This window comes from Micromonospora sp. HM5-17 (assembly GCF_003762835.1).
Lineage (GTDB): Bacteria > Actinomycetota > Actinomycetes > Mycobacteriales > Micromonosporaceae > Plantactinospora.
Genome location: NZ_RJWA01000002.1, coordinates 146639 through 170870, shown reverse-complemented (window position 1 = coordinate 170870; position 24232 = coordinate 146639). Strand labels below are relative to the sequence as shown.

Genomic DNA, 24232 nt, shown 5'->3' with positions numbered 1-24232 from the left:
CGGCGGGCCCGAACGCTCGGTGTTACACCGAGATCGATTCCAACTAACCCGATCATTGACCTACAGGGAACGGCAGATAGCCAATTAAACGACGCAGTTCCTCGGGAGCTTCTTTCAAGAAAGGGTCAATTGCCCGCCGCACCAATCGCGACGCCACAATTACCTCGACATCGGTCCCTTCGTCAAGCGAATCAGACAGAACGCCCAGGGGCGTGACGATGGCCGATTCGATACTCGCTGGCAAAGCGTCGAGATATTCTGTGTCTTCGGTCAAGACCAAGTCTACAAGTTCTTGCGCGCGCAGGCGAAGCGCCGAAACATCCAAACTCCGCGATTCCGCCTCGGCCCCCGCCCAATCCGGTAGCCACGAGGGCAGACCGACTACACCCATGGTCTCCCACCCTTCGAGCATCGAAAGCTTGGTCCCAGTCCAGGTAGACCGGGCCAGGACGAGGTCGGCGGGCGACACCGACAGCGCCAGCCCGCCGACCCATCCCAAACTAGCAGGACCTTACTCTGCCCTAATCCTTAGAATATTCAGTAGAGGTTGACACGCATTCGGGCAGGGGCTGATGGGAGTGCCGTGTGCACTGCCTTGTGAGTTGAGACCGCGCACTCGTACAGCCCTCATCGATCCACCTACAATTCCGGCAGCACCTTCAGCAGCCTCTGCCTGAATTAGACACATGACCTCTGCACATCCGCCATGGTGGCCCGAATCCTTAAGAGCTCCTAACGCGATCTTGGTTGGTGTGGTCTGGGTGGGGTGAGGATCGTTCACCCGGGTGTGGGTAGGCCGTGGGAGATCGATGACGGGTTGTGGGCGTTGGTCGAGCCGCTGCTTCCGCCGTGGCCCGCCAGATCACCCGGACCACGTCCGGTACCGGACCGGCTCTGTCCGCAGGGCATCCTGTTCGTGCTGTACACCGGGATCGGCTGGGAGGACCTTCCCCGCGAGCTTGGGCTACGGGTCCGGGATGACCTGCTGGCGCAGGCGACGCCGCTGGACCGACGCCGGGGTGTTCGACCGGCTACACCGCCTGCTGCTGGCCGAGGTGAACGCGGCGGGTCGGATCGACTGGTCACGCGCGATCGTCGACGGCGGACACATCCCCGCGAAGAAAGGGGCGAGGGAACCGGCCCGTCCCCGGCCGATCCGGGGCAGGCCCGGCAGCAAGCATCACGTGATCACCGACGGTGCGGGAACACCTCTTGCCGTGTTGACCACCGGTGGCACCGTGCCGGACATCAGCAGAGCCGTCGACCTGGTCGACGCGGTACCACCCATCGCCGGACGACGGGGCCGGACCCACCGACGGTTCTCCGTGTTGTTGGCGGACACGGGCTACGACAGCGCCAGGTTCCGCACCGCCTGCCGGCAGCGGCGGACCGAGCCGATCATCCCCCAGCGGGGACGGAAGCACATCAAGGGCCCGGGGCAGGCTGCGCTACGTCGTGGAACAGAGCATCGCCCTGCCCCACCAGATCCGCCGCCTGGCCATCCGATGGGAACGCCACCTCGACCTCCACGAGGCGTTGGTCAGTCTCGGCTGCGCCCTCATCCGCTGGCGACGCCTGACCAAGCAAACAAACCCAAGATCGTGTTAGGAGCTCTTAGCTACAACCACATGAATCAGACGCCCTCTCACCATATCTACAGCCAATAAACGTCACCCACCGCGAGCCGCCTAAGCGCACTCGCATCCTCGGTAATAAGGGGGCTCTCTTCGTGTCCAGAAATCTTCAGAAAAGCCCAATCCATCCGCTCTGCCACCACAAACCAACTTCCCGACTCCGGATTAATCAAGTACACTTTGTCATCGGGAGCCAAAGGGCCAACTTCATTATTACCCGGACCGTTTTCCGACGCCGACCCGAGCCTGACAGAAAATTTGTGGTAGGCCGAGTCTAACTTCATCCTCGACACACTATGAAACATCACGTCAACGATCCTCTGCCTCTCGACCGCCTCGGGGTGCGAGAATCCGCGCAGTAACAGCTTAGAGTGTCCAGGCTCGTAGGCCCAGAGACGAACCATGAAATCGAGCTCAAGAGGAGTAACCGCAGGTCGATAATTATACATCAAACCCCCACTCGCACCCAGTCATTTACTCTTCGGTTCCACCGATAGAATTCGACCTTCTCAAGCAAGCCGGCATCGGCCACCTGCAGCAACTCCCATTGGGTATGCATGATACCTGCGCGCCCGTACCGTTCAAACGCGGTTTTGGCGGATCTAACGGCCGATTCAACACCACCACCAGCACCAGGCAAACCGTCCAGCATGAAGGAGATCCTTGTCGTTCCCGAAACCACACCAGCAACGGCGTCCTTCACTTGTTCCTCCCAGGGATAATCCGGCGTACCACTAATTCTCCGCGCACCCACCTTGGCCGCGAAGGCACCCAGTCCACCGTTACCGATTCCACTACTCTTGTCATACCGACCGAGTGCAACATGATCGATTTCGTCATTTGAGCCAGAGCCCGCAGAACCGCTGCCACTATCACCACCACAGTTATGCGCGAGGATTGGCGTCCTACCCGCTAGAACGTAGTACGTGTGGGTGTTGGTGGTGGTGAGGTTGTGGACGGTGGCCCGGGAGGTCGTCCAGTGTTGGATGGCGGTGATCTGGACGTGGGTGCCGGCGCTGGTTTGGAGCCATTGGCCGGGTTGTAGGTTGGTGGCGTCGATCCACTCGTGGAGTTTGGGTACCCAGAAGGGGTGGCCGTCGGTGGCGGTCACCTCGGCCGTCTCCGAACCGTGCGGTCCGTCGGTGTCGATGACGACCGTCACCAGGTGTTTGACACCGTCACCCTTGATGACCGCGGTGACCGTCTCCACCTCGGTGTCCCCGGTCTCGGGGTCGGTGGCGACGACCTTGTCACCGGGTTTGACGTCCTCGATCGGCTTGGTGGAGCCGTCGGCCATGAGGACGGGGGTGCCGGGGGTGAAGCTGTTCCTGAGCGGGCAGCTGTCTCCGGTGTTGCCGGCGCCGTCGTTGGTTTTGCCGGCGCCGCTGCTGCCGGTGGTGCCGGCGTTGTTGCGGCTGGTGCCGCCGGTGGTGCCGCCGGGTTTGGAGCCGCCGCTGCTGGATTTGCTGCCGTTGCCGCTGTTGGCGGCGGTGGATCCTTTCGGGTTGGCGTTGGCCTGGGCGTCCTTCTGGGCGGGGTTGCCGGTCTTCTTGGTGGTGTTGACCGCCTTGTTGCTGGTGGTGTTGGCCGCGTCGGCGGCCTTCTTCCTCGCGGCCTGGGCGGCGCGTTTGGCACGCTCGATGGCGAGTTTCTTGGCGTTGAGGGCGGCCTGCTCGGCGGCGCGGGCGGCGGCCAGCACCGTCTCGGCGGCGCGTTTGGCGGCCCGCCAGGCCTGGACGGCGGCGATGGTGCGGTCGATGGCCCGTTTCACCGACCGGATCTTGGTGATCTTGCCCCAGGGGATCGCGCCGATGATCAGGCTGGCGCAGGCCCACAGGTCACCACCGAAACAGTTGATCGCATCGTTGATGCCGATGAACTCTTTGAGCAGGTACCAGGCGGTGTCGAGGATGATCGACACCAGGGACCGGTTCGCGTCGGCCTGGGCCTGGGCGACCTGCGCGGCGGTCAGACCGGCTCCGGCCAGGGCGGCGGCGTACTCGGAGGCGGTCAACGTCACGGACAGGCCGGACGGATCGGCCAGGGTGACCGGGTTGTTGTGGGCGTAGGTGTAGCCGTTGTTCTGCTGCGGGTCGGTCAGGTCCAGGACCGGGTCGGCGGACAGGAACCGGCCCACGGACGGGTCGTACAGGCGTACCCCCAACGGGATGTAGCCGGAGGCGTCGTCCCGCATCGCGCCGAGGAACCCGGTGTGGGTGCGCATGTTCTGACCCAGACGCGCCTCACCGCGTGGGTTGCCGAACGGATCCTGCTTACGGATCCGCGGCTGCATCCCGCCGTAGAGGGCGACCTCGGCGTACGGGCTGCCCTGATGATCCCCGGCGAGAGCCACCAGGTTCACGGCTCCGGCGCCGAACGCGAACCGCAACACGGTGCCACCCGGGACCGGGTAGTAGCGCTGGCAGTCGACCAGCACCCCACCCTGCTGGACGGTGACCCGGGACTCACCCAGGTACAGGGTCGCCTGCCGAGCCTGGACGGTCAGCAGCCGGGCGCCATCGGGGCCGTAGATGTGCCGCGTCTCGTCCTGCGGCTCCCACCGCTGGGCGGTCGCGGCGTTGTCGCAGCCGGCCAACACGATCGGGGTGGAGTCGGCCGTGGCCGCGTCCTTCACCGTCAGACACAGGCCGGAGGCGACGTGGGTGAGCTGACCGGTCGAGGACCGTTGCAGCCGCTGCGCGGCCGACCCGTCACACTTCTGGATCTGCACCGCCGACCCGGCCGTGTTCCCGGCCGGCTGCACACACCAGTTTTCGTACGCGGCCAGGGTGCCGACGTTGGCGTCAGCCTGACCCGGTTGCGGGGTGAACGTCCACCGCTGCGCGACGGACCCGTTGCACGAGTACAGCTGCACCTGCTGGCCCGGTGTCGCCGCACCGGAGCTGAGGTCCAGGCACTTGTTGGCCAGGCCAACGTAGGCGGTGCGGCCCTTGCCGCCCTGGCCGGTGATCCGCTCGACCTGGCCGTCGTAGGTCCAGGACAACACCTGCTGGTCACCGCTCTGCACCGACGTCACCGACCTGGTCTCGCCGGTCAGCTCGTACAACCGCTCCGCCACGGCGGTGACCTCCGCGCCCTCTGGCGTGCGGTACTTCCTGGTCACCGTCGTCAGCGTCCGCGGCTGACTGCCGTCGGCCCTGCCGTAGCCGTAGGTGGTGACGGCGTCCTTGCCGGTGTCACCGGTCAGGTCCTTCTCCACCAGCCTGGTGCGGTTGCCGAGCAGGTCGTACTCGTACTCCTGCCAGTAGCCGGCACCGTCCGGCCCCGCCGTCACGTTCAGGGCACCATCCGACCCAACCGGACCGTCGGCGCAGGACTCCTGGTCGGCGGACGTCCACGCCTTCCGCAGCTGGCCGAGCGCGTCATAGGTGAAGCACTGCCGCTCGGCGATTCCCGTCGACCGCTCCCGGATGGCGGTGACGTTGCCGGCCGCGTCGTACGAGTAGGAGCGGTGCGAAACCAGGTTGCCGCCGATGATCGTGGTGTCACCGGTCTGCTCCCGGTAGACGCGCTGATCCGTCAGCGCCCCACTGGCGTCGTCGTACGACGCCATCGTCCACACCCGGTACGGCTGCGCGCCCAGCGTCGAGCGCAGCACCTGCCCGTACGGCGAGTACACCGTCTCGGAGCCGTACCAGTCCCTGCCCGACACCGACAGCGGCAGGCCGTCCTTGGTGTAGCGGACCAGGATCTTCTCGGCCGGCAGGTTGCCGACCGCGGGCAGGGTCATCGACTCCGCCAGCCCGGTGTCGGTGTACGTGTACTCGTAGGTGTACGAGGTCCGCAGCCCCCACGTCCCGGCGACCGTCTCGGGCAGCGTCAGTGTGGTCGAGGTCGGCTGGTAGTCGTTGGTGTAGCCACCGATCGTCTGCGTGTACGGCAGGCCGTCGGTGTAGCGGGTCGCGGCGGCCGGCAGGCCCTTGCCGCCCGGCGCGGTGTCGTAGGTGTACTCGGCCAGCAGGGTTCCGCCACTGTCACCCAGCCGCTGCTGTGTCGGGCGGGACAGCTCGTCGTAGCCGTTCCAGACGGTGACATTGCGCGCGTTGGTGGCGGTGAGCTGCCGGTCCCGGTGGTCGTAGGTGAACCGCGAGGTGCCGGTGTCCGGGTCGGTGGCGGTCACCAGCCGGCCCCGCTGGTCGTACGACCAGGTCCACGGGTGGGTCGGGTCGGCGGAGTGGGTGGCCTTCACGAGCTGGCCACGCGAGTCGTACTCGTACCGCATCGAGGTGTACTCGGTGCGGGCGGTATTCGTGAAGGTGTCCACCCGGGTGGTCCGGCCCAGCGCGTCGCTGAACACCCGGTACGAGGCGGAGCCGACCGGGTTGATGACGGTGGAGTAGTCGGCGCCGTACTCGTATCGGGTGGCCCGTTCCGGCGCGTCGACGCCGTTGAGGACGGGCATCTCCTCGACCACCCGGCCGAGGCCGTCGTAGGTGTAGCGGGTGGCGTTGGGTACGGTCGTGTCCGCGAGCGGGGTGAACAGCGTGCCGACGGGTGAGCCGTCCGCGAGGTAGGCGTTGTTGCTCTGCCACACCTCACCGGAGGTGTTGTAGAGCGTGTCGGTGATCAGCCGGCCGCCGCCGACCGCCTCTTCCTGGGTCTGCCGCGTCCGGCCCAGGCCGTCGTAGATCGTGACCGAGGTCTGGATCCGGTTGTCGTGCCCGCGGGTGAAGGTGGTGATGTACGGAGGCTTGCCGGCCGGGACCGCGTACTCGGCCCGGAAGTCCGGGACGGCCGCCGGCGACGGGGTGCGGCCCGGTCCCCACGCCTCGACGAGCCGACCCAGCGGGTCGTACCTCGCCTCGCTGACGTGCCCGTTGGGGTCGGTGACCCTGACCGTGACGGCCCGGCCGGGGTCCAGCTCCTGGACCTGCCGGTGCCCGAGCGAGTTCTCCTCGGTCACGCTGAACGCCTGGCCGACCGCCGGGGTGTAGGTGATCCGGGAGGTCTTGCCGTCGGGGTCGGTGCGGGAGACGACGCGGCCGATGGCGTCGAAGGCGGTGGTGCCGTCGGACTGGAATCCGGAGCCGTCGCCCTTCAGTGACCAGGTCTGGGTGGCGAGTCCGCGGGCCGTGCTGCCGAGGCCGACGCCGTACGCCTGACCGTCGTAGGCGACCCGGCCGGCGGAGATCAGCGTCGTCAGGTCGTCGAAGGTGGCGGCGTCGCAGGTCGTCGGGCTGGTGCGGATCTGCTTGGTCAGGCCGACGAGGTTCTTGTCGAGCTGGTGGTGGTACTCGACGAACGTGCAGGACTCGTCGCCGCTGCGGCTGGTGTCGCCGAGGGACTCGATGTGGGTCGGCAGGCCGTGCGTGGTCTCGAACGTCGTCCTCGTCTCGACGACCCGCTGGGTGCGGTTGTCGTCGCCGGTTCCGGAGGAGCGGGCGTAGGCGACCTGCCGGGCCTCGGTGACCCGCCAGGCGCGCAGCGGGCTGAGGCCGTCGTCGCGGGTCCGGCTGGCGAGCTGCCGGGCCTCGGGGTACGTGACGGCACGGGTCAGCCACTCGGTGTCGGCGTCGTCGGCGCTGGCGTACGTCAACTCCTCGGCGATCCGGCCGGCGAACGGCTCCCGGTCCTTGGCGATCTCGGCGCCGGTGATGTCCCGGACCGACACGTCGTCGCCCAGGCCCTGGAAGTAGCGGGTGACGGACTTGGTGCGCCGGGCGCCGATCTCGGGGTTGTCCGCACCGGTCAGCACCGTGACCTGGGCGAAGCCGGCGAACTGGGAGTACGTGCGGGTGGACTTCTTGGTGAACTCCTGCTCGGCCAGGCGCCATCTCGGGTTGGCGTACTCGTACCGGGTGACGGTGGCGAAGGCACCGTCGACGTTGGGGAGTTCCTCGACGCTCTCGACGACGTACTTCTGGAACCAGTCGATTTCCTCGGCCGACGGGTCAGGGTGCCAGAAGGCCGGGTAGCAGAGCCGGTTGTTGGCCTTCAGCGCGGCCGTGTCGTTCTTGCCGGGAAGGCCGGTGCCGGTGGCGCAGTCACCCTCGGGCTGCTTGTAGGTGACGATCGTCTCGCCGCCGTACTCGTTGATGACCCGGGCGATGCGGAGCCGGGAGAAGCCGGGCCGGTCGTCCCGCTTGACGCGGTTCGGCATGTCCTCGGCGTTGGCCTCGAACCGTACCGGGTTGAGGGTGATCCGCTCGTCGGTGGCGCCGCTGCGGCCGTACCCGGTCCGGGTGATCGACTCCAGCCAGAGCGCGGTGTTGGGGCCGGTCCGCAGGACCGGGAAGGACTGCTTGAGCTGGTACTCGTCCACGACCTGCAGGTCGGTCGTGTCGGGGCGCCGCTGCGCGTACGTGGTGATCTTGTCCAGACGCTTGCGGGAGAAGAAGGACGGCCCCGCGTTCCAGCACTTCTCGTTGGCGGAACACCGCAGGTCGGCGGGGGTGTCGTACCAGATCCGGTACTTGCTCGGGTCCTTGCTGGTGAAGTTGGCCTCGGTGCAGGTGACGGAGCCCTCGGCGAAGCAGCGTTCCGCGACGGTGAAGGAGATCCGGGCCAGCGGTGGGGTCGAGAAGATGGTGTCGCGCCGCTGCCCGTAGTCGATGCGGGTCAGGTAGCCGCCGCGGTCGTACGCCACCGGCTTCTTGAAGTTGAAGTTCCGGGCGTAGTAGTTGGTCTCCTTGGCCCACCACAGGGACATGGCGTTGCCGTGGATGTCCTCGACGTAGTCGAGCCCCCACCGCCAGGCCTGGGTGCAGACCGAGCCGCTCCAGTTGCCCGCCTGGTAGCAGGGCTCGCCGGGGTGGTTGCCGTACACCGGCACGGTGAGCACGGAGTTGGTGACCGGGTCGTCCTCCGCGCTGCCGTGGTCGGACCAGCCGGGCAGGCGGTTGCGGCCGAAGTGGTAGCGGGTGCCGTCCCGGGTGGTGACGATCCAGTACTCGCCGTCCGCGTCACCGTTCGCCAGGCTGGTGTCCTTCCGCAACTCGACCTTGGAACCGTCGCCGTTGGCGGTGAACCAGGCACCCTGGTCCTCGTCCCACACCAGCTCGGTCGTCATCCCGCCGAGGGACAGGGTGGCGTTGTTGGAACCCCAGCACAGGTCGGCGGTCTTGTGGTTCGCGTTGTTGGCGCCCGACTTCTTCGCGTCCTGGCGGCAGTTGGCGTAGCTGCGGGTGATCGCACCGGCGTTGTAGTCCCAGCCGTCGCCGATCCAGGAGGCCTGGTTGTTGGTGGCGGAGGTGCGGCCGTCCACCGACTGCGAGGAGTACGACAGGGCGACCTTGGGCATGAGGCCGCCGGCGGTCTCGGGCACCTGGACCTGGTACGAGTAGGTGAACGCGCCGGACGAGGAGCCCGCTGCCCACGAACCCGAGGAGAGCAGCGGGGTCGCGGTGAAGTCGCCGCCCGCCGAGGCTCCGGTGTCCAGCACACCGACCACGCTCGACGTCGACGCGTCGGCGGCGCTCGTGCCGCGTCCGGCGCTCTCCGACTCGGGACCGGCCGGGACGCCGAGCAGGGGGCCGACCGGCACGCGGCCGGTGACCACCCGCCGGGTCGGCTCGTCCTCGTCGTCCGTGCCCCGGGCCGCCGCCTTCGCGGCAGGTACCAGTCTCACCTCGCTCGGCACCGCCCGCGGGGTGGCCGTGCCGGGTGTGGTGGACGCCGTCCCCGTGCCGTCGTCGGTGGCGCAGTCGTCGCTGTTCGGGGCGTCGTAGACGCAGTGGGGTAGCAGCATGACGCCGAAGCGGTCGGCGGCCTGCGGGCCGTACAGGTCGGCGAAGGGCGTGTAGTCGACGCTGAGCGCGACCTCGGCGGCCGGGTCGGCGGTCTCCGGCGGCGTGATCTTCATGATCAGGCCGGCCACGCCGGCTTCCTGGGACGCCTCGGGTGCGGCGAGATCGACGGCCCAGATCCCGGCGAGGTCGGCCGGGTCGGCCCCCTCCGGGACGCCGAGCGCGACCGGCAGGTCGTCGACCGGCACGGTGGTGCCCGGCTCGATGCCGGTCAGGTCCACGACGCCGCTGTCCTGCTGCCACGGGGTGACCGCCTGCGGCTCGTACGGGACCACCGGTACCGGATCGGCGGTGGTCAGGTTTGTCTCGGCGCTCTCGTTCTGCCTGACCCGCGCGCTCTCCGGGATGTCCGGCAGGTCGACCTGGAGCTCCTCGCGGCCCATCCCGGGGCCGGGCACCGCCCACGCGGCGGCGGGCAGGCTCGTCGCGACCAGCGTCGTGGACAGGCACAGCACCAGCGCGGCACGCGCCCGGCGCCACCGAGGTCGGCCCGGTTTCGTCGGGGTGCGTCGGCCAGGCCACCGTCGGGACAGCAAACCGGTACCACGCATACGCGTCGACTCCCACCAGGCGCGAGGACACAGAGAAGGCGCGGAAGCACCGCAAGGCACGCACCAGCCATGGCACGCGAGTCAGCACTCTGCGTTAGGCGGGATCCCCTACTCAAGGTCACGAAACGTGACCGGAGCGAAGTGTCGGTGATCTCTGCCACCGTCCATCTCGGTCATACCGGCGCAGAGCATGTGGATAATCCAAATAGGACGTAGAGGATCAAGGACCCACACACCGACACCAAATATTCACGCACTTGATCAATTTCCGGCGTAACGACCTCAATCCGGTGAGTGATTATCACGAATAGATAACGTTTCCGGGATGGACGAGACGCCCCGGTGCTGTGCGATCGTGTGCCCCGCGCCGTGCCTGGCGACCTGCCGGGAGCGCTGCTGTCCGTGTCTCACCTGTCCGCTTGGCCCAACGGGAGTAGACCCGCCGTGACCGCGCCTCGCCTGCTCAGCCGCTTCGCGCGCACACGCACCAGGCTGGCCCTCAGCCTGGGCCTCCTGCTGGCACTCGTCGCCGCCCCGCTGCCCTGGTGGCTCGGGACCGACGAGCCCCACAACCTGGCGGCGCCGGCCGCACCGGCCGTCCCCCGGGACGAGGCCGCCGCCCGAGCCGAGGCCATTCGGACGGGTCGGGAGGTGCTCGTGGAGACGGCGACGAGCGAGACCTCGCTCACCTGGGCACTCCCGGACGGGAAGCTACGCACCACGATCCACGCCATACCCCAGCGGACAAAGAACGCCGCCGGGCAGTGGGTGCCGATCGACATCACCCTGACCCGCGGCGAGAAGACTCCCAGCGGCCTCGACATCCGGCCGACCAACCCGCCCAGCCCGGTGCGGTTCTCCCGCGGTGGCACGGCTGACGACGCGACCGAGACCCTGGTGGCCGAGGTGGACGTCGAGGGCCACACCATCACGTACACCTGGCCGGGACCTCTGCCGGAGCCGGTGCTCGACGGCGCCCGGGCCCTCTACCCCGAGGTGCTTCCCGGGGTGGATCTGCTCGTGGTGGCTCGCGACGCCGGTGGCTTCGGCCAGTTGCTGATCGTCAAGAACCGCTCGGCTGCCACGATCGAGGCGGTCAGGCGCGTCAGCTACGGACTCCGCTCGAAGACCGCGGTCTTCCGGCACGACCCGGACACCGGCGGCGTCCGGGTCGTCGACCCGATCGACGGCCACGAGATCGCCTCGATCCCCACCCCGTTCGCCTGGGACTCCGCCGGCCGTGACCCGGAAACACCGGATGCTGCCCCCCGCACCTCCGTGGCCACCCCCACCGACGTCCTGCGGCTCTCCGGGCTCAACGGTGTCGAGCCGGGCGCCCGACACGCCCCGATGCCCACCCGACTCGACGGCGACGGCACCGGAGACGCCCGCCTTCACCTGGACGCCGCCGCCACCGGGCTGCTCACCGAGGCGGACGTCCGGTTCCCCGTCTTCCTGGACCCGACCCTTTACGGCGACACCCTGGCCTGGGCAACGGTCTACAAACAGCACCCGAACACCAACACCTACAACGGCACCAACTTCAACAACGGCACGACGGTCGCCCGGGTGGGCTACGAAAAGGACACGCCGCTGCTGACCCGCTCGTTCTGGCGGATGCGCTTCAGCACCGGCCTCAGTGGAGCGACGGTCAGTGAGGTCACCTTCAAGGTGCTGAACAACCACTCCTACAGCTGCGCCGCCCGGCCGATCACGGTTGCGTTGACCGGTGCCATTTCCTCGGGTACCACGTGGAAGAAGCAGCCAACGTGGATAACCGATCAGGAAACGAAGTCCTTTGCCCACGGTTACAACAACAACTGCAAGGACGACTACGTCAGCTTCGACGTCAAGAACGCGGTTGAATCGGCCATCACCAACGGCTGGTCCAACATCACGCTCGGCATGTACGCTGAGGACGAGTCCGACACGCAGACCTGGCGCAAGTTCGAGGTGGCCAAGTCGGAGCTGCGCGTCACCTACAACCGGCCGCCGAAGGAACCGACCGACGGCACCACCTCCCCTGGCGGTGCCTGCGCGATCGGCGGCAACGGAATCACGATCGCCAAGACCAACATCACCCTGTCGGCGAGGGCTACCGACCCTGATGGTTCCGGAGACCTCAAAGGGCTGCGCTTCCGGTTCTGAAAGACCGGCACGACGGTTCCCCAGGGCACCCTGGTCACCCCGGATGCCAATGGACGGGCGTCTCTCGTCATCCCCTCCACCACGGTTGAGGACAAGGCCACCTACTCCTGGGACGTACGCGCCGAGGACAAGTCGGACAAGGTCTCGTCGTACTTCCCACCCGGTAGCGATCCGTGTCGCATCACCATCGACGCCTCGGCTCCCCCGGCCCCCGACGTCACCAGCGAGGTGTTCCTGCCCGCCACCCCCGACGGTGCGACCTGGTCGACGGTCCGGTTCGGCGGCACCGGCCCCATCACCTTCACCGCAGCCGACGCGGTCCGGTTCAGCTACTCCTTCGAAGGCGTCGGCAGCACGGACGTACCGGCCACCGGCGGCACCGCCACCGTGCCCGACCTCAGGCCGCGACACGCCGGCCCCACCACGTTGCACGTGTACGCGTACGACGCGGCCGGCAACCGGAGCGCCCGGACCGACTACCACTTCTACGTGCCGCCTCGGGACACGGCCGACGGTCCCGGCGACACCGGGGGTGACGGCATCGCCGATCTGCTCGTCATCGACGCTGAGGGCAATCTGCGGACGTACGCCGGTGACGTGAACGGGGAACTGCACTCCTGGCTCGTCGGCTCGTACACCAACGACCGGACGCTCAACCCGCCGGGCCACTGGTACGACCCCGCGACCGGCACGGCTGCCCTGATCACCAAGTACGCCGACGTGTACCCCGGTGACGGCGCGACCGACGTCTTCGCGCGCACCCCGGACGGCGGATTCTGGCTCTACCCCGGGGACGGATACGGTACGTTCAACGTCGATAAGCGGCTACGGGTGCTGCTCCCGTCCAATGCGCCGGACCCGTCGACCTGGACCCAGATCAAGGCGGTCGGCGACCTCACCGGCGACAAGCTTCCCGAGCTGGTGCTGCGGTCCGGTACCGCCTTCTGGGTGCTGACCGGCTACACGGGGGCGAGTTTCCAGGAGGCGATCCTGATGGAGGGCTCGTCGTGGGGCCGCCGTGAGATCGTCAACGTGGCGGACATCGACCTCGACGGCACCCCGGACCTGCTCTGGCGCGATCTGAACACCGGCATCATGAACGTCCGGCACGGGAAACCAGGCTCGGCGCCCGGCAGCGTGAACCTCGATTCGCTCAAGACCGCGGCGAACTCTCGGGACGGCGACGTTCAGTACGGAACCAACTGGACGGAGGCGAACATCAGCGCGGTGATCGGCATCCCGGACGTGAACGGAGACCGAGTGCCCGACCTCTGGGCCCGCCTCGCCTCAACCGGGCAGATCCGCCTGTACCACCCGTCCACCACCGACACCAACGCCCCGGTGAAGGTCGTCATCGAGGAGGACTGGGGAGGCGTCAAGACGTTCGGCTGATCGCCCCGGAATCCGGTCACACCATAGGCGGCCCTTCGCGGCGGCCGAACGCCTCGAACGGGACCGGGTCTCGACCGAACGCGCACCGGAAGCCATCGAAGGATGTGCCTGGAAGCCGTCAGCTGTCCCGTCCGCTGTCGCTGATCCGGCAAGGTCGGCGAAGGACGAACGTCTCCAGCTCCTCCCCGCCGTACCAGCTCGTGCGCCGACCGATCGCCGTCATGCCGATCCGCCGCGCCACCCGCATCGACGCCTCGTTACCGGGCGAGACGACGGCGTAGATCTCGTCGACCCCGAGGGCGAAGCCGCGCTCGATGGCTCCCCGGGCTGCCTCGGTGGCGTACCCCTGCCCCCAGGAGTCGGGGTGGAGGTGCCAGCCCACCTCGATGTCGTCCGTCAGCTTCGCCTCGTCGGTTCCGGGTAGCGGCTTGAGCATCGTCGTGCCCACCACCAGATCGTTGTCACGGCGCTGCACCGCCCAGATGCCGTAACCGGCGCCGAATATGGCGTTACGGGCCTGCCAGCGGCGTACCGTCTCGGCGGCACCAGCCCGGTCCCGCAACGGAAAGAGCGGTACGTTGAGGAAGCGGACGACCTCCGGTCGCGAGTACATGTCGAAGACACGGTCGAGGTCGGCGGGCTCCTGGGTCCAGTCCCGAACAACGAGCCGGTCTGTCGCGTAGATCGTCGCCATGGCACCGGATCGTAGTGAGTAGGCCCTGGCACTCGGCCGGGCGCGGGTGAACACCCGACGTCAACTGGACGGCTGATCGTATTAGGAGTTCTACCGAGGACACGGAATCGACCAGCTACGGCTGGACTACCCGGCACAGCGGCGGGCCGGTGGCACCCCGCCACCGGCCCGCCGCGCCGCAGCCGCGAGATCAGTCCGTACAGATCGTCAGGTCGACGGCGAACGGTCCGGTCGCAGGCACCTCGAATACCGCCGGTCCAGCGTCGTCGCCCTCGACAGAGCAGGGGACGTACGGCGTGGCGTCGCGGGCGGACCAGACGGCGCACCGGCTCGGCGGCAGACGCCGCCGAGCCGGTTGACTGACCACCACTAGCCGCGACGCGCACTACCCGCGACGCGACTCGGTCAACACCATCGCCTCCTCCACCAGTCGGTGCGCGTCCTGGCTCGGATCGGCCGGCTCGCCCGCCGACTCCCGAATGCCGTACCGGCGGTAGACCCGGGCGAGCGGGCCCGGCGCCCACCAGTTCCACCGGCCGAGCAGGCGCATCGTGGCCGGAACGAGCAGCGCCCGGACCAGGGTGGCGTCGACCGCGATCGCCACGATCATCCCGATCCCGATCAGCTTGATGGAGGCCACGCCGCCGGTGGCGAAGCCGGCGACCACGATCCCGAGCAGCAGCGCGGCCGCGGTGATGATCCGACCGGTGTGCTGGAGCCCCGTGGCGACCGAGGCGACGTTGTCGCCGGTACGGTCCCACTCCTCCCGGACCCGGGAGAGCAGGAAGACCTCGTAGTCGGTGGCGAGGCCGAAGAGCACCGCGAGCATCAGGATCGGTGTGCTGGGTTCGATGAACCCGGTCGGGGTGAAGTCCAGCCAGTCGGCGAAGTGCCCGTCCTGGAAGATCCAGACCACCACCCCGAACGAGGCGCCGATCGAGACCAGGTTCATCAGGACCGCCTTGATCGGCAGCAGCACCGACCCGAAGGCGAGGAAGAGCAGCACCAGGGTGGCGGCAGCCATGATCGCCGCCATCAGCGGCAGTCGGGAGGTGAGGCTCTCCAGCATGTCGACATCCGCGGCGGTCCGGCCCCCCACCAGCACCTCGGCGCCGGCCGGGTCCGGCAGGGCCCGGATCGCGTGGACAACCTCCTCGGCGACCGAACCCGTCGGCTCACCCTCGTAGGTGACGCTCAGCAGGGTCGAGTCGCCCCGGTTGGCCGTCACCGCCACCTCGGTCACCCCGGGGAGCCGGTCCACCTCGGCGGCGAACTGCCGAGCCTGCTCGACGTCGGCCCCGGAGACCAGGACACTGATCGGGGCGACGCTGCCCCCGGGGAACTCGGCGGCGATCCGCTCGGTGACCACCCGGGGTGTGGCGTCGGTCGGAAGTACGCTCTCCCCGAAGCCACCCGCCTCCATCCGGAAGAACGGCGTGGCCAGCACCGCCAGCACCGTGATGACCCCGACCAGGTACAGCACGGGGCGCCGCATCACGCTGTGCGCGAGCCGGGCCCAGGCCCCGGAGCCGACGCCGGCCGTCCCGGCCGCGGTCGCCCCGGCGGCGTACCCGTCGGCCCGTCCGTTCTGGTCCGCGCCGCCCGTGCGGGCGCGCGCCGCGCGACGCCACCGTGGCAGCGGTACGGCCAGCGCGTTGATCCGTGGGCCGAGGACCGCGAGCAGGGCCGGCAGGACGGTCAGCGACGCGAGCATCGCGACCAGGACGGCCGCCATGCCGCCCAGTCCCATCGACGTCAGGAACGCCTGCGGGAAGATCAGCAGGCTGGCCAGGGCGGTCGCGATGGTGAGCCCGGAGACCATCACCGTCCGTCCGGCGGTGCTCATGGTCCGCGCGATGGCGCTCGGCACGGGGTGTCCGGCCGCGAGCTCCTCCCGGAACCGGCTGACGATGAAGAGCGCGTAGTCGACCGCCATACCGAGCCCGATCAGCGTGATGATGTTGATCGCGAAGACCGAGATGTCGGTGACCATGGCGAGCAGCCGGGTCGCGATGAACGCGCCGAGGATGGCGAGCCCGCCGATCAGCAGCGGGGTGGCGGCGGCGACCAGACCTCGGAAGATCAGGACGAGCAGCACCAGCAGCACCGGCAGCGAGAACGCCTCGGCCCGGGTGACGTCCTCGCTGATCTGCGCGTTCGCCTCCGCGAGGAAGGCGACGGTACCGCCGGCCTGGGTGGTGACGCCGGGTGCCTCCAGCGCCGGCCGCAGTTCGTCGTACGCCTCCTGCTGCTCGTCAGGGTCGGTGGCGCGCAGCCGCACCACCGCGTACGTCGCGTGTCGGTCGTGCGAGACCAGGTTCGGCGCCTGGGTCTCGTACCAGCTCGTCACGCTCTCGACCTCGGGACGTTGGCGCAGCCGCTCCAGGGCCGCGGTGACCGGGTCCCGGAAGGCGGGCTGGTCGAGAGTGCTGGTCGGGCTCGAGTAGAGCACGACCAGGTCGGCGTTCTGGTTGCCGACCTCGGCGGTGATCCGGGCCGCGGCCCGGCTCGACTCGCTGTCCGGGTCGTCGTATCCGGCTCCGGTCAGCGTGCCGAACACCCCGCTTCCCCACGTCGCGCCCAGCGCCACCAGCGCCAGTGCGGCGGCCAGCACCGCCCACCGGAGTCGCACCACGGCGCGGCCCCACCACAAGAACATCGCCTGTCCTCCCGCCGACGGCTAAGGTCTTACGTAACGGTTCGTTATTTCGGTGAACGCCGTTCACTCTGGCAACCGGCGTTCGCATCTGTCAAGGGAGGTCGCTATGACGAGACCCACTCGCCGGGAACGCCTCCGCACCGCCACCGTCACCGAGATCAAGGACGGGGCACGGCGGCTCCTTGTGACAGGCGGCCCAGAGGCGATCTCCCTGCGGGCCATCGCCCGGGACATGGGGATGACCGCCCCCGCCATCTACCGCTACTTCCCCAGCCTGGAGGCGCTGGTCATCGAGCTCGCCGGAGATCTCTTCGACGAGCTGCGACGGCACGTCGAACACGCCCGGGACACGGTCGGCGTCGACCCGCTGGACCAGCTCGCCGCGATGGCCCGGGCCTTCCGGGACTGGGCGATCCAGCACCCGGCCGAGTTCACCCTCGCCTTCGGCAGCACGGTCCCCGGGATGGATGCGTTCCAGGACGGCTGCCTGGACGAGAACCACCCCGGCGCCCGGTTCGGCATGGCGTTCCTGCGTCCCATGATCGAACTCTGGCGCCGGGCACCGTTTCCCACTCCCCCGGCCGACGTCCTGGACCGCCGGCTGGCCGCCTCCCTGGAGCCACTACGCCGCGCCCACGGTGACGTCCCGGTCGAGGTGGCGTACGTCTTCCTGACCGGCTGGACCATGCTCTACGGCCTGGTCTCCCTGGAGATCAACAACCACCTTCGGTGGGCGGTCTCCGACCCGCAGGCGCTCTTCGAGGCGGCGCTCGCCGGCTTCCTGGCACAGCTCACCGGCGCCGTCGCCACCCCGGCCGGCGCCGTCACCCGGTGACCGCGGTGTCCCCGGCGGGTGCCCGGGCGGAGCCGGAACCGGAACCCACAGCCGGAGGCGTCTGAGGAAACCTCACAATCCCGGTTGGAGCATTCCGCCAATACGCCCGCCCGCGGCGGCACGCGCGATCGTCGCCCCCGGCGCACCACGCCGACTAGGCTTCCCGACCATGGACGCCGAGTTGCCGGGCCGGGCCGACGTCGTGGTCGTTGGTGCCGGCCACAACGGTCTGGTCGCCGCCGTTCTGCTCGCCCGTGCCGGGCTCGACGTCGTGGTACTGGAGGCCGCCGAGACCGTCGGCGGGGCGGCCCGGACCGAGCGGCCGTTCGCGGCGGTGCCGCAGCTGGGCCACTCCACCGGCGCGTACCTGCTCGGACTGATGCCGCCGGAACTGGTCCGGCTCCTCGGGGTCGAGATTCCCACGCTGCGCCGGGACCCGCACTACTTCCTCCCCACCCCGGGCGGCCCCGGCTCGCCGTACCTGCTCTTCGGCGTCGACCGGGAGGCGACCCGGGCCCAGCTGACCCGGTTCTTCTCCCCGGCCGACGTCGCCGCCGACGACGCGATGCAGGCCGAACTCGCGGCGCTCCGGGAGGACCTGGCGCCGGCCTGGTTGGCCGAGCCACGGCCGGTGGAGGAGATCGCCGACCGGCACGTCCGGCCCGCGCTACGCCAGACCTTCGTCGACCTGGTACGCGGCTCCGTCGCCGACTACCTGGCCCGGTTCGACTTCCGCTCCGAACTGCTGGTCTCGATGTACGCCGTCACCGACGGCCTCTCCGGGCTCAACGCCGGGCCGGACGACTCCGGCACCGGACACAACTTCCTGGTCCACAACATGTGCCGGCTTCCCGGCGCCGGCGGCACCTGGATGATCGTGGCCGGCGGGATGGGCACGGTCTCCCGGATCCTCGCCGACGCCGCCCGTGCCGCCGGGGCCCGCATCCGCACCGGTACGCCGGTCACCGCGATCACCGTCGCCGGTGGTGCGGTCCGTGGCGTGGAACTGGCCGACGGACGGGGCATCGCCGCCGAGGTGGTGCTCGGCGCCGGTGACCCGTACCGGCTGATGGCGCTCGTGCCCGACGGCGCGCTGCCGGCATCGCTCACCACGCGGATGGCGGCGGTCCGGCGTACCGGCACCACCCTCAAGGTCAACCTGGCCCTGGCCGGCCTCCCGACGTTCTCCTGCCTCCCCGCCGGTGCGCCGAGCCCGTTCGGCGCCACCATCCACCTGCTTCCGGGCTCCGCCTCGCTGCTGCCGGGCGGGTCCGGAGACTCGCCGATGACGGCGCTACGCGCCATGTGGGCCGACGTGAAGGCCGGACGGCTGCCGGACGAGCCGACCATCGAGTGGTACCTCCACACCACCGTCGACCCGTCGCTGCAGGACCCGGCCGGCCACCACTCCTCCGCGCTCTTCGTGCAGTCCGTCCCGTACGCCCCGGCCGACGGCTCCTGGGACGACCTCCTGCCCGGGTACGTCGAGAAGCTGCTCGCCATCTGCGACCGGTACGCCCCGGGCACCTCCGCGCTGGTCGCGGACGCGGTACCGCTGACCCCACCCGGGATCGAGGCGCACTTCGGCATCACCGGCGGCCACATCCACCACGTCGACAACACGGTCTCGTTCACCGACCGGATGCCGTACGCGACCGGGCTCCCCGGGCTGTACGCGGGCGGCGCCGGCTGCCATCCGGCGGGGAGCGTGATCGGGGCCGCCGGGCACAACGCCGCCCGGCGGATCCTCACCGACCTGGGGCGCTGAGCCGACCGCGCCACGGACCGCCCGCCCGTCGGTCGGCCCGACGTCCGGCCCGGCGGCCCGGCGCCCGCTCGGGAACCGGACCGAGACGGTCAGCTGTTCGACCCGGCGGCGGGGGCCGGGGCGTCGGCGCGACGCGCCCGGATCCGGTGCCCGACGCTGGTGAGGCAGCGCCCGCTCTCCAGGTCGAACCGCCAGCCGTGGAGCTGGCAGGTGAGCTGGCCGTCCTCGATGACGCCGAACCGGCTCAGGTCCGCCTTCAGGTGCGGGCAGCGGCGCTGCACCACCCAGTCGCCGATGGTGATGTCCTCGGCGTCGACCGCCCGCTCGTGCTCGTCGTACCAGCCCTCGGCGTACTGGAGACGCTCCTCGGAGAGGCACTTGAAGAAGGAGTAGACGTACTCGTTGTACTGACCGATCCGGGCGGCCGAGAAGCGGCAGGAGAGGAAGAGCGAGTTGACCCAGTCCACCTCGCCGGTGTAGAGCAGGTGCTCGACCAGGGCCCGCTCGGTACGGAAGCGGTACCGCACCTTCTCGTCGGCGTACGGCCGCACCTGCTTGCCCGGGAAGTCCACCACGATCGACTCGACCGACTCGCCGTCGTAGCCGACCAGGTCGAACCGGACCGGCCCACCGACCCCCTTGGCCAGGTAGATCGACTCCTCCAGCAGCGGCTCGATCCGCCGCTTCATCTCCTTGAGCACGTCGATCTCGGGATGCCGCCAGGTCGCCCTCTCCGCCTCGATGATCGGGCGCTTGCGCTCCCGCATCTCCTCCAGGTGGGCGACCTTGTTGGCGAAGAACTCGTCGACCGGCACCGGGTGCGTGGTCTCACAACCCTCGGTGGTCAGCTCGGCCACGCTGCCGGGCAGCAGCACCACACCGTTGGTGCCGCCGACCTTGGCGTACTCGCGCAGGAAGACCGACTGGTCGGGGAAGATGTTCCCCTCGTCGCCGAAGATGTCGTTGAACCGCCACAGCTCGTCGTCGAGGAAGCAGGGTGGGCCGGCGATCGGGAAGACGTACGACGCCTTGAGGTCGTTGATGTAGCGCCATGTGCGGTCGAACTGCCGCTCCCGCTTCTGCTTGCCGAACGCGGTCTTGGCGGCGGTCGGCAGCTCGTAGACCATCGGGTACCAGATCGCGCCGGAGAACTGGAGCATGTGGGCGTGCACGTGGCCCAGCCGGGTGAAGGCGCTCAGGTCGGTCGGGCGGGCGTCGTTCTGGTTGAGCAGGCGTACGCCGTCGTACTCGACCCAGAGCGACGAGTCACCGATCGGGCCGTCGGTCGGGCTGGTCAGTGCCTGGATCATGATCCTGAGGCCGCCGTCCAGCTCGACGACCTCCTCGTTGCGGGTCCGGATGAAGCGGGTGAAGCCCAGCTCCCGCAGCTCGTCCTCCAGCTCGGAGGTGGGGAACGCCGGCAGCAGGACGGTCGCCTTCTTGGAGACGAACCGCTTCAGGTGCGCCGCGTCGAAGTGGTCCCGGTGCAGGTGTGAGACGTACAGGTAGTCGACCTGGCCCAGGGACTCCCAGTCGAGCTGTGAATTGTCCGGGAAAGGGAACCATGAGGCGAAGTACGCGGGGTTGACCCATGGGTCGCAGAGAATGCTCCCCGCGCCGGTGTCGATCCGCATGCTGGCGTGCCCCGTGCCGGTCACTCGCACCGCACAATCCCCCTAGACATCGACTGTTCCGTCCTGGTCGCAGACAACCACGGCGTACGCCAAACGCTACCGGAGGGGCCGGGCCGACCGACCCGCGACGCCCGGTTGTGTGCTCCGGTCCGTCCCCGCGCAGGATACGACCGCCCGGTACGGCCGGCGGGCCCGGCGGATCTCCCGGTCACGCGACCGGCGGGCCAGGCGGATCCTCGGTCGTGCGGCCGCCGGAGGTGCGGAGCCCCGCCACGCCCCGCGCACCCCGCATGCCAGACTTACCAGGATTCGATCGTGAGGAGGACCGGAAAGTGGCTGGAAGCGAGCCGGTGACGTCACCCGACCAACACAAGCCGGGGAACCGCAAGGCGGGCCGGATCGGGGCGATCCTCTCCGCGGCCGCGCTGGTGGCGATGATGTTCAACAACAACGAGGTCAGCGGCACGGCGAAGCTCTGGCTCGGTGGCATCGCCGCGTTCCTGGTCGCCGCGGTCATCGGCGACGCGGTCCTGCGCCGCAACGGCCTGCGTTCCTGACGCCCATCCCCGCGCCGGCGTCACCGCCCCCGGCTCCGGTCGCCGACGGCTCCCGGAGCCGGGTCGGACACGCGGGCGACCCGCTCACCTGCCGAGCAGCAGGTCCTTGACCTCCTTGAGCGCGGCATCGACCTCGGCCTCGAAGTAGCCGCCCGGGACCAGCTCGAACCGCAAAGTGTCGAGATCGTTCGGATTCACCGGCATCGGGCCACGCCCCGCCACGCTGTTGAGAATCTCCTCGAACAGGCGGTCGACCTGGACCGGGTCGTAGCCGCTGCCGAAGCGCCGCACCTGGAACGTCCGGCGGATCTGGTCGATCCGCGCCAGCTCGCTGCCCGGCCCGCCGAAACCCGGCCCGGGGGGCGGCGCAGCGGCGCCGAACGCGGGAGGAGGACCGGCCGGCGGTGGGCCCGCCACCGGGCCGTCACCGAAACCACGCCCGGGGCCGCGCAGCTCGCGCTCCGGCATCCGGATCTCGGCCGTCATGTCCGCCTTGGCGCGCCGGCCGGCGGCGAACCCGTCGAAGCGGTCGTTCGGGTCGAACCCTGCTCCCACCGACCCGCCCGGGCCACGGGGGGGCACCGGCCGCTGCGGCTCGAAGCCGCCCCGCCTCGGCTCGAACCCGCCGCGCTGGGGGGCGAACCCACCCCGGGGCGGCTCGAAGCCACCGCGCTGCGGCTCGGGTCCGCCGCGCGGTTCGAAGCCACCGCGCGGCGGTTCGAAGCCACCGCGTGGTGGCTCGAACCCTCCCCTCGGCGGCTCCGCGGCCCCCCGCCGCGGTTCGAAGCCGCCGAAGGCGCCCGTGGGCTCGTCGTACTGGCCGTAGGTGTCGCCGGGCGGGCCGGCCGGGGCCGCCATCGGTCGGGGAGGCGGCGCCCCCGGAGGTAGGCCCCGGTCGTCCCGCATCGGCGGACCCATTCGATCGGGCGGACCGAACCGTTCCGCCGGGCCCATCCGGTCGGGCGGTCCCATGCGGTCGGCCGGAGTCATCCGCTCCGGCGGGGTGGGGCGATCGGCCGGGCCGGGCCGGTCGGGATGGCCGCCCCGGTCGTTACGCCGGGGAGCCGCGGCCCGCGCCCCGGCCGCCCGCCGTTCCTCAAGCTCGGCGATCTGCCGCTCCACCCGGTCGAGGTGCAGGTCGACCTGCCACTCGTCGTACCCGCCGAACCGCACCCGGAAGACGACGTCGTGCACCTCCTGCGCGGCGACGGGCTCCCCGATCGGCTCCCCGGCGAGCGTGGCCTCGACACGGTCCAGAAACGAGTCCACCTCTTCGACCTTGTAGCCCCGCCGCAGCGCTTTGCGCCGGAAACGCTGACCATGACTCGCCACGATGTCTCCTGGTTCGCTCGCTTCGCCCGCTCATACCGTCCCGCGGTACGGGTCGGCATCGCGGGTAGCACCCTCAAGCCCCATGACCTGTCCACTCACCCCGCCACCGCCGACGCGGCCAGCTGGCCGCAGGCGCCGTCGATCTCACGCCCGCGGGTGTCCCGAACCGTGGTCGAGACACCGGCCGCGCGAAGCCGGCGGACGAACTCCCGCTCCACCGGCTTCGGGCTCGCGTCCCAACGACTCCCCGGAGTCGGGTTGAGCGGGATCAGATTCACGTGGGCCAGCCGACCGGCCAGCAACCGGCCGAGGAGGTCGGCGCGCCACGGCTGGTCGTTCACGTCTCTGATCATCGCGTATTCAATCGACACGCGACGGCCCGTACACTCCGCGTAGTGCCACGCGGCGTCCAGCACCTCGGTCACCTTCCACCGCTGGTTGACCGGCACCAGTTCGTCGCGCAGCTCATCATCGGGCGCATGCAGCGACAACGCAAGAGTCACCGACAGTCCCTCCTCGGCCAGCCGGCGCATCGCCGGGACCAGGCCGACCGTGGAGATGGTGACGTGCCGTTGCGAGAGACCGAGCCCTTCCGGAGCCGGCGCGGTCAGCCGCCGCACCGCCGCGATCACCCGTGCGTAGTTGGCAAGCGGCTCGCCCATGCCCATGAAGACCACGTGGGACAGCCGGGGCGGCGACCCGGGGAGCGCCCCGGACGCGGCGACCCCGGCGAGGTGGACGGCCTGGTCGACGATCTCGGCGGTGGAGAGGTTGCGGGTGAGGCCGGCCTGCCCGGTCGCGCAGAAGGGGCAGGCCATCCCGCAGCCGGCCTGGCTGGAGATGCAGGCGGTGACCCGGTCGCGGTATCCCATGAGGACGCTCTCGACCAGCGACCCGTCGTGCAGCCGCCACAGCGACTTCCGCGTCGCGCCGCCGTCGCAGGCGACGTCCCGGACCGGGGTGAGCAGCTCGGGCAACAGCGCGTCGGCCAGTCGGCCCCGGCTGGCCGCGGGGAGATCCGTCATCCGCGCCGGGTCCCGCACCAGACGGCCGAAGTAGTGCGCCGAGAGTTGGCGGGCCCGGAAGGCGGGCTCGCCCAGCTCGGCGACGACGGCCTGACGCCCGGGCAGGTCGAGGTCGGCGAGGTGCCGGGGCGGCATCGCCGCGCGACGCGACGGTGCGGACCCGACCCGGGTGTCGGGAACGGTCTGGATCACGGGCAGGCTCGTCATGGCCTGTCCAGTCTCCCACGTCCTGGCGAC

Annotated in this window: 10 protein-coding genes and 2 pseudogenes; 5 read left to right on the top strand and 7 right to left on the bottom strand. The window is 69.7% G+C overall.

Annotated elements, in window-relative coordinates; all coding sequences use genetic code 11:
* Positions 1–52: 52 nt before the first annotated feature.
* Positions 53–391, bottom strand: coding sequence for a hypothetical protein (locus EF879_RS26925; RefSeq protein ID WP_148086364.1), 339 nt, complete (start codon positions 389–391; stop codon positions 53–55).
* A gap of 414 nt (positions 392–805) precedes the next feature.
* On the opposite strand from EF879_RS26925, the pseudogene EF879_RS06035 reads away from it, so the two are divergent.
* Positions 806–1608 (top strand): annotated as a pseudogene (locus tag EF879_RS06035) (IS5 family transposase).
* Positions 1609–2082: 474 nt separating this feature from the next.
* Here EF879_RS06035 and EF879_RS06030 read toward each other — a convergent pair.
* Positions 2083–9951 carry a ricin-type beta-trefoil lectin domain protein gene (locus tag EF879_RS06030; protein WP_123555686.1) on the bottom strand — a complete coding sequence of 2623 codons (7869 nt, stop codon included), beginning with the start codon at positions 9949–9951 and terminating at the stop codon, positions 2083–2085.
* A 444-nt stretch (positions 9952–10395) separates the two neighbouring features.
* Between EF879_RS06030 and EF879_RS06025 the strand changes: the two are divergent.
* Positions 10396–13491 (top strand): annotated as a pseudogene (locus tag EF879_RS06025) (DNRLRE domain-containing protein).
* 118 nt (positions 13492–13609) lie between these two features.
* On the opposite strand, the gene EF879_RS06020 reads toward EF879_RS06025, so the two are convergent.
* The gene (locus EF879_RS06020) at positions 13610–14185 is read right to left on the bottom strand and encodes a GNAT family N-acetyltransferase (protein WP_123555684.1); all 576 of its coding nucleotides are present in this window, start codon (positions 14183–14185) and stop codon (positions 13610–13612) included.
* Between the two features lie 385 nt (positions 14186–14570).
* Positions 14571–16844, bottom strand: a complete 2274-nt coding sequence (locus EF879_RS06010; protein WP_123555680.1) for an MMPL family transporter — start codon at positions 16842–16844, stop codon at positions 14571–14573.
* Between the two features lie 106 nt (positions 16845–16950).
* On the opposite strand from EF879_RS06010, the gene EF879_RS06005 reads away from it, so the two are divergent.
* Both EF879_RS06005 and EF879_RS06000 read left to right on the top strand, forming a co-directional pair.
* A complete protein-coding gene (locus tag EF879_RS06005; RefSeq protein WP_123555679.1) occupies positions 16951–17679 on the top strand; it encodes a TetR/AcrR family transcriptional regulator in 729 nt (242 codons plus the stop codon).
* Positions 17680–17848: 169 nt separating this feature from the next.
* On the top strand, positions 17849–19447 hold the full coding sequence (locus tag EF879_RS06000; protein ID WP_123555677.1) for an NAD(P)/FAD-dependent oxidoreductase: 1599 nt from the start codon (positions 17849–17851) through the stop codon (positions 19445–19447).
* Positions 19448–19536: 89 nt separating this feature from the next.
* Here EF879_RS06000 and EF879_RS05995 read toward each other — a convergent pair whose 3' ends face one another.
* A complete protein-coding gene (locus EF879_RS05995; protein ID WP_123555675.1) occupies positions 19537–21111 on the bottom strand; it encodes a Rieske 2Fe-2S domain-containing protein in 1575 nt (524 codons plus the stop codon).
* Between the two features lie 260 nt (positions 21112–21371).
* Here EF879_RS05995 and EF879_RS05990 point away from each other — a divergent pair, with 260 nt between their 5' ends.
* Positions 21372–21638, top strand: coding sequence for a hypothetical protein (locus EF879_RS05990; protein WP_123555673.1), 267 nt, complete (start codon positions 21372–21374; stop codon positions 21636–21638).
* An 84-nt stretch (positions 21639–21722) separates the two neighbouring features.
* Here the strand turns inward: EF879_RS05990 and EF879_RS05985 are convergent, their stop codons facing one another.
* Both EF879_RS05985 and rlmN read right to left on the bottom strand, forming a co-directional pair.
* Positions 21723–22970 (bottom strand): DivIVA domain-containing protein, encoded by a 1248-nt coding sequence (locus tag EF879_RS05985; protein ID WP_123555671.1) that lies wholly within the window; start codon positions 22968–22970, stop codon positions 21723–21725.
* A 95-nt stretch (positions 22971–23065) separates the two neighbouring features.
* Positions 23066–24202, bottom strand: coding sequence for a 23S rRNA (adenine(2503)-C(2))-methyltransferase RlmN (gene rlmN / locus EF879_RS05980; RefSeq protein ID WP_123555669.1), 1137 nt, complete (start codon positions 24200–24202; stop codon positions 23066–23068).
* Between the last annotated feature and the right edge of the window lie 30 nt (positions 24203–24232).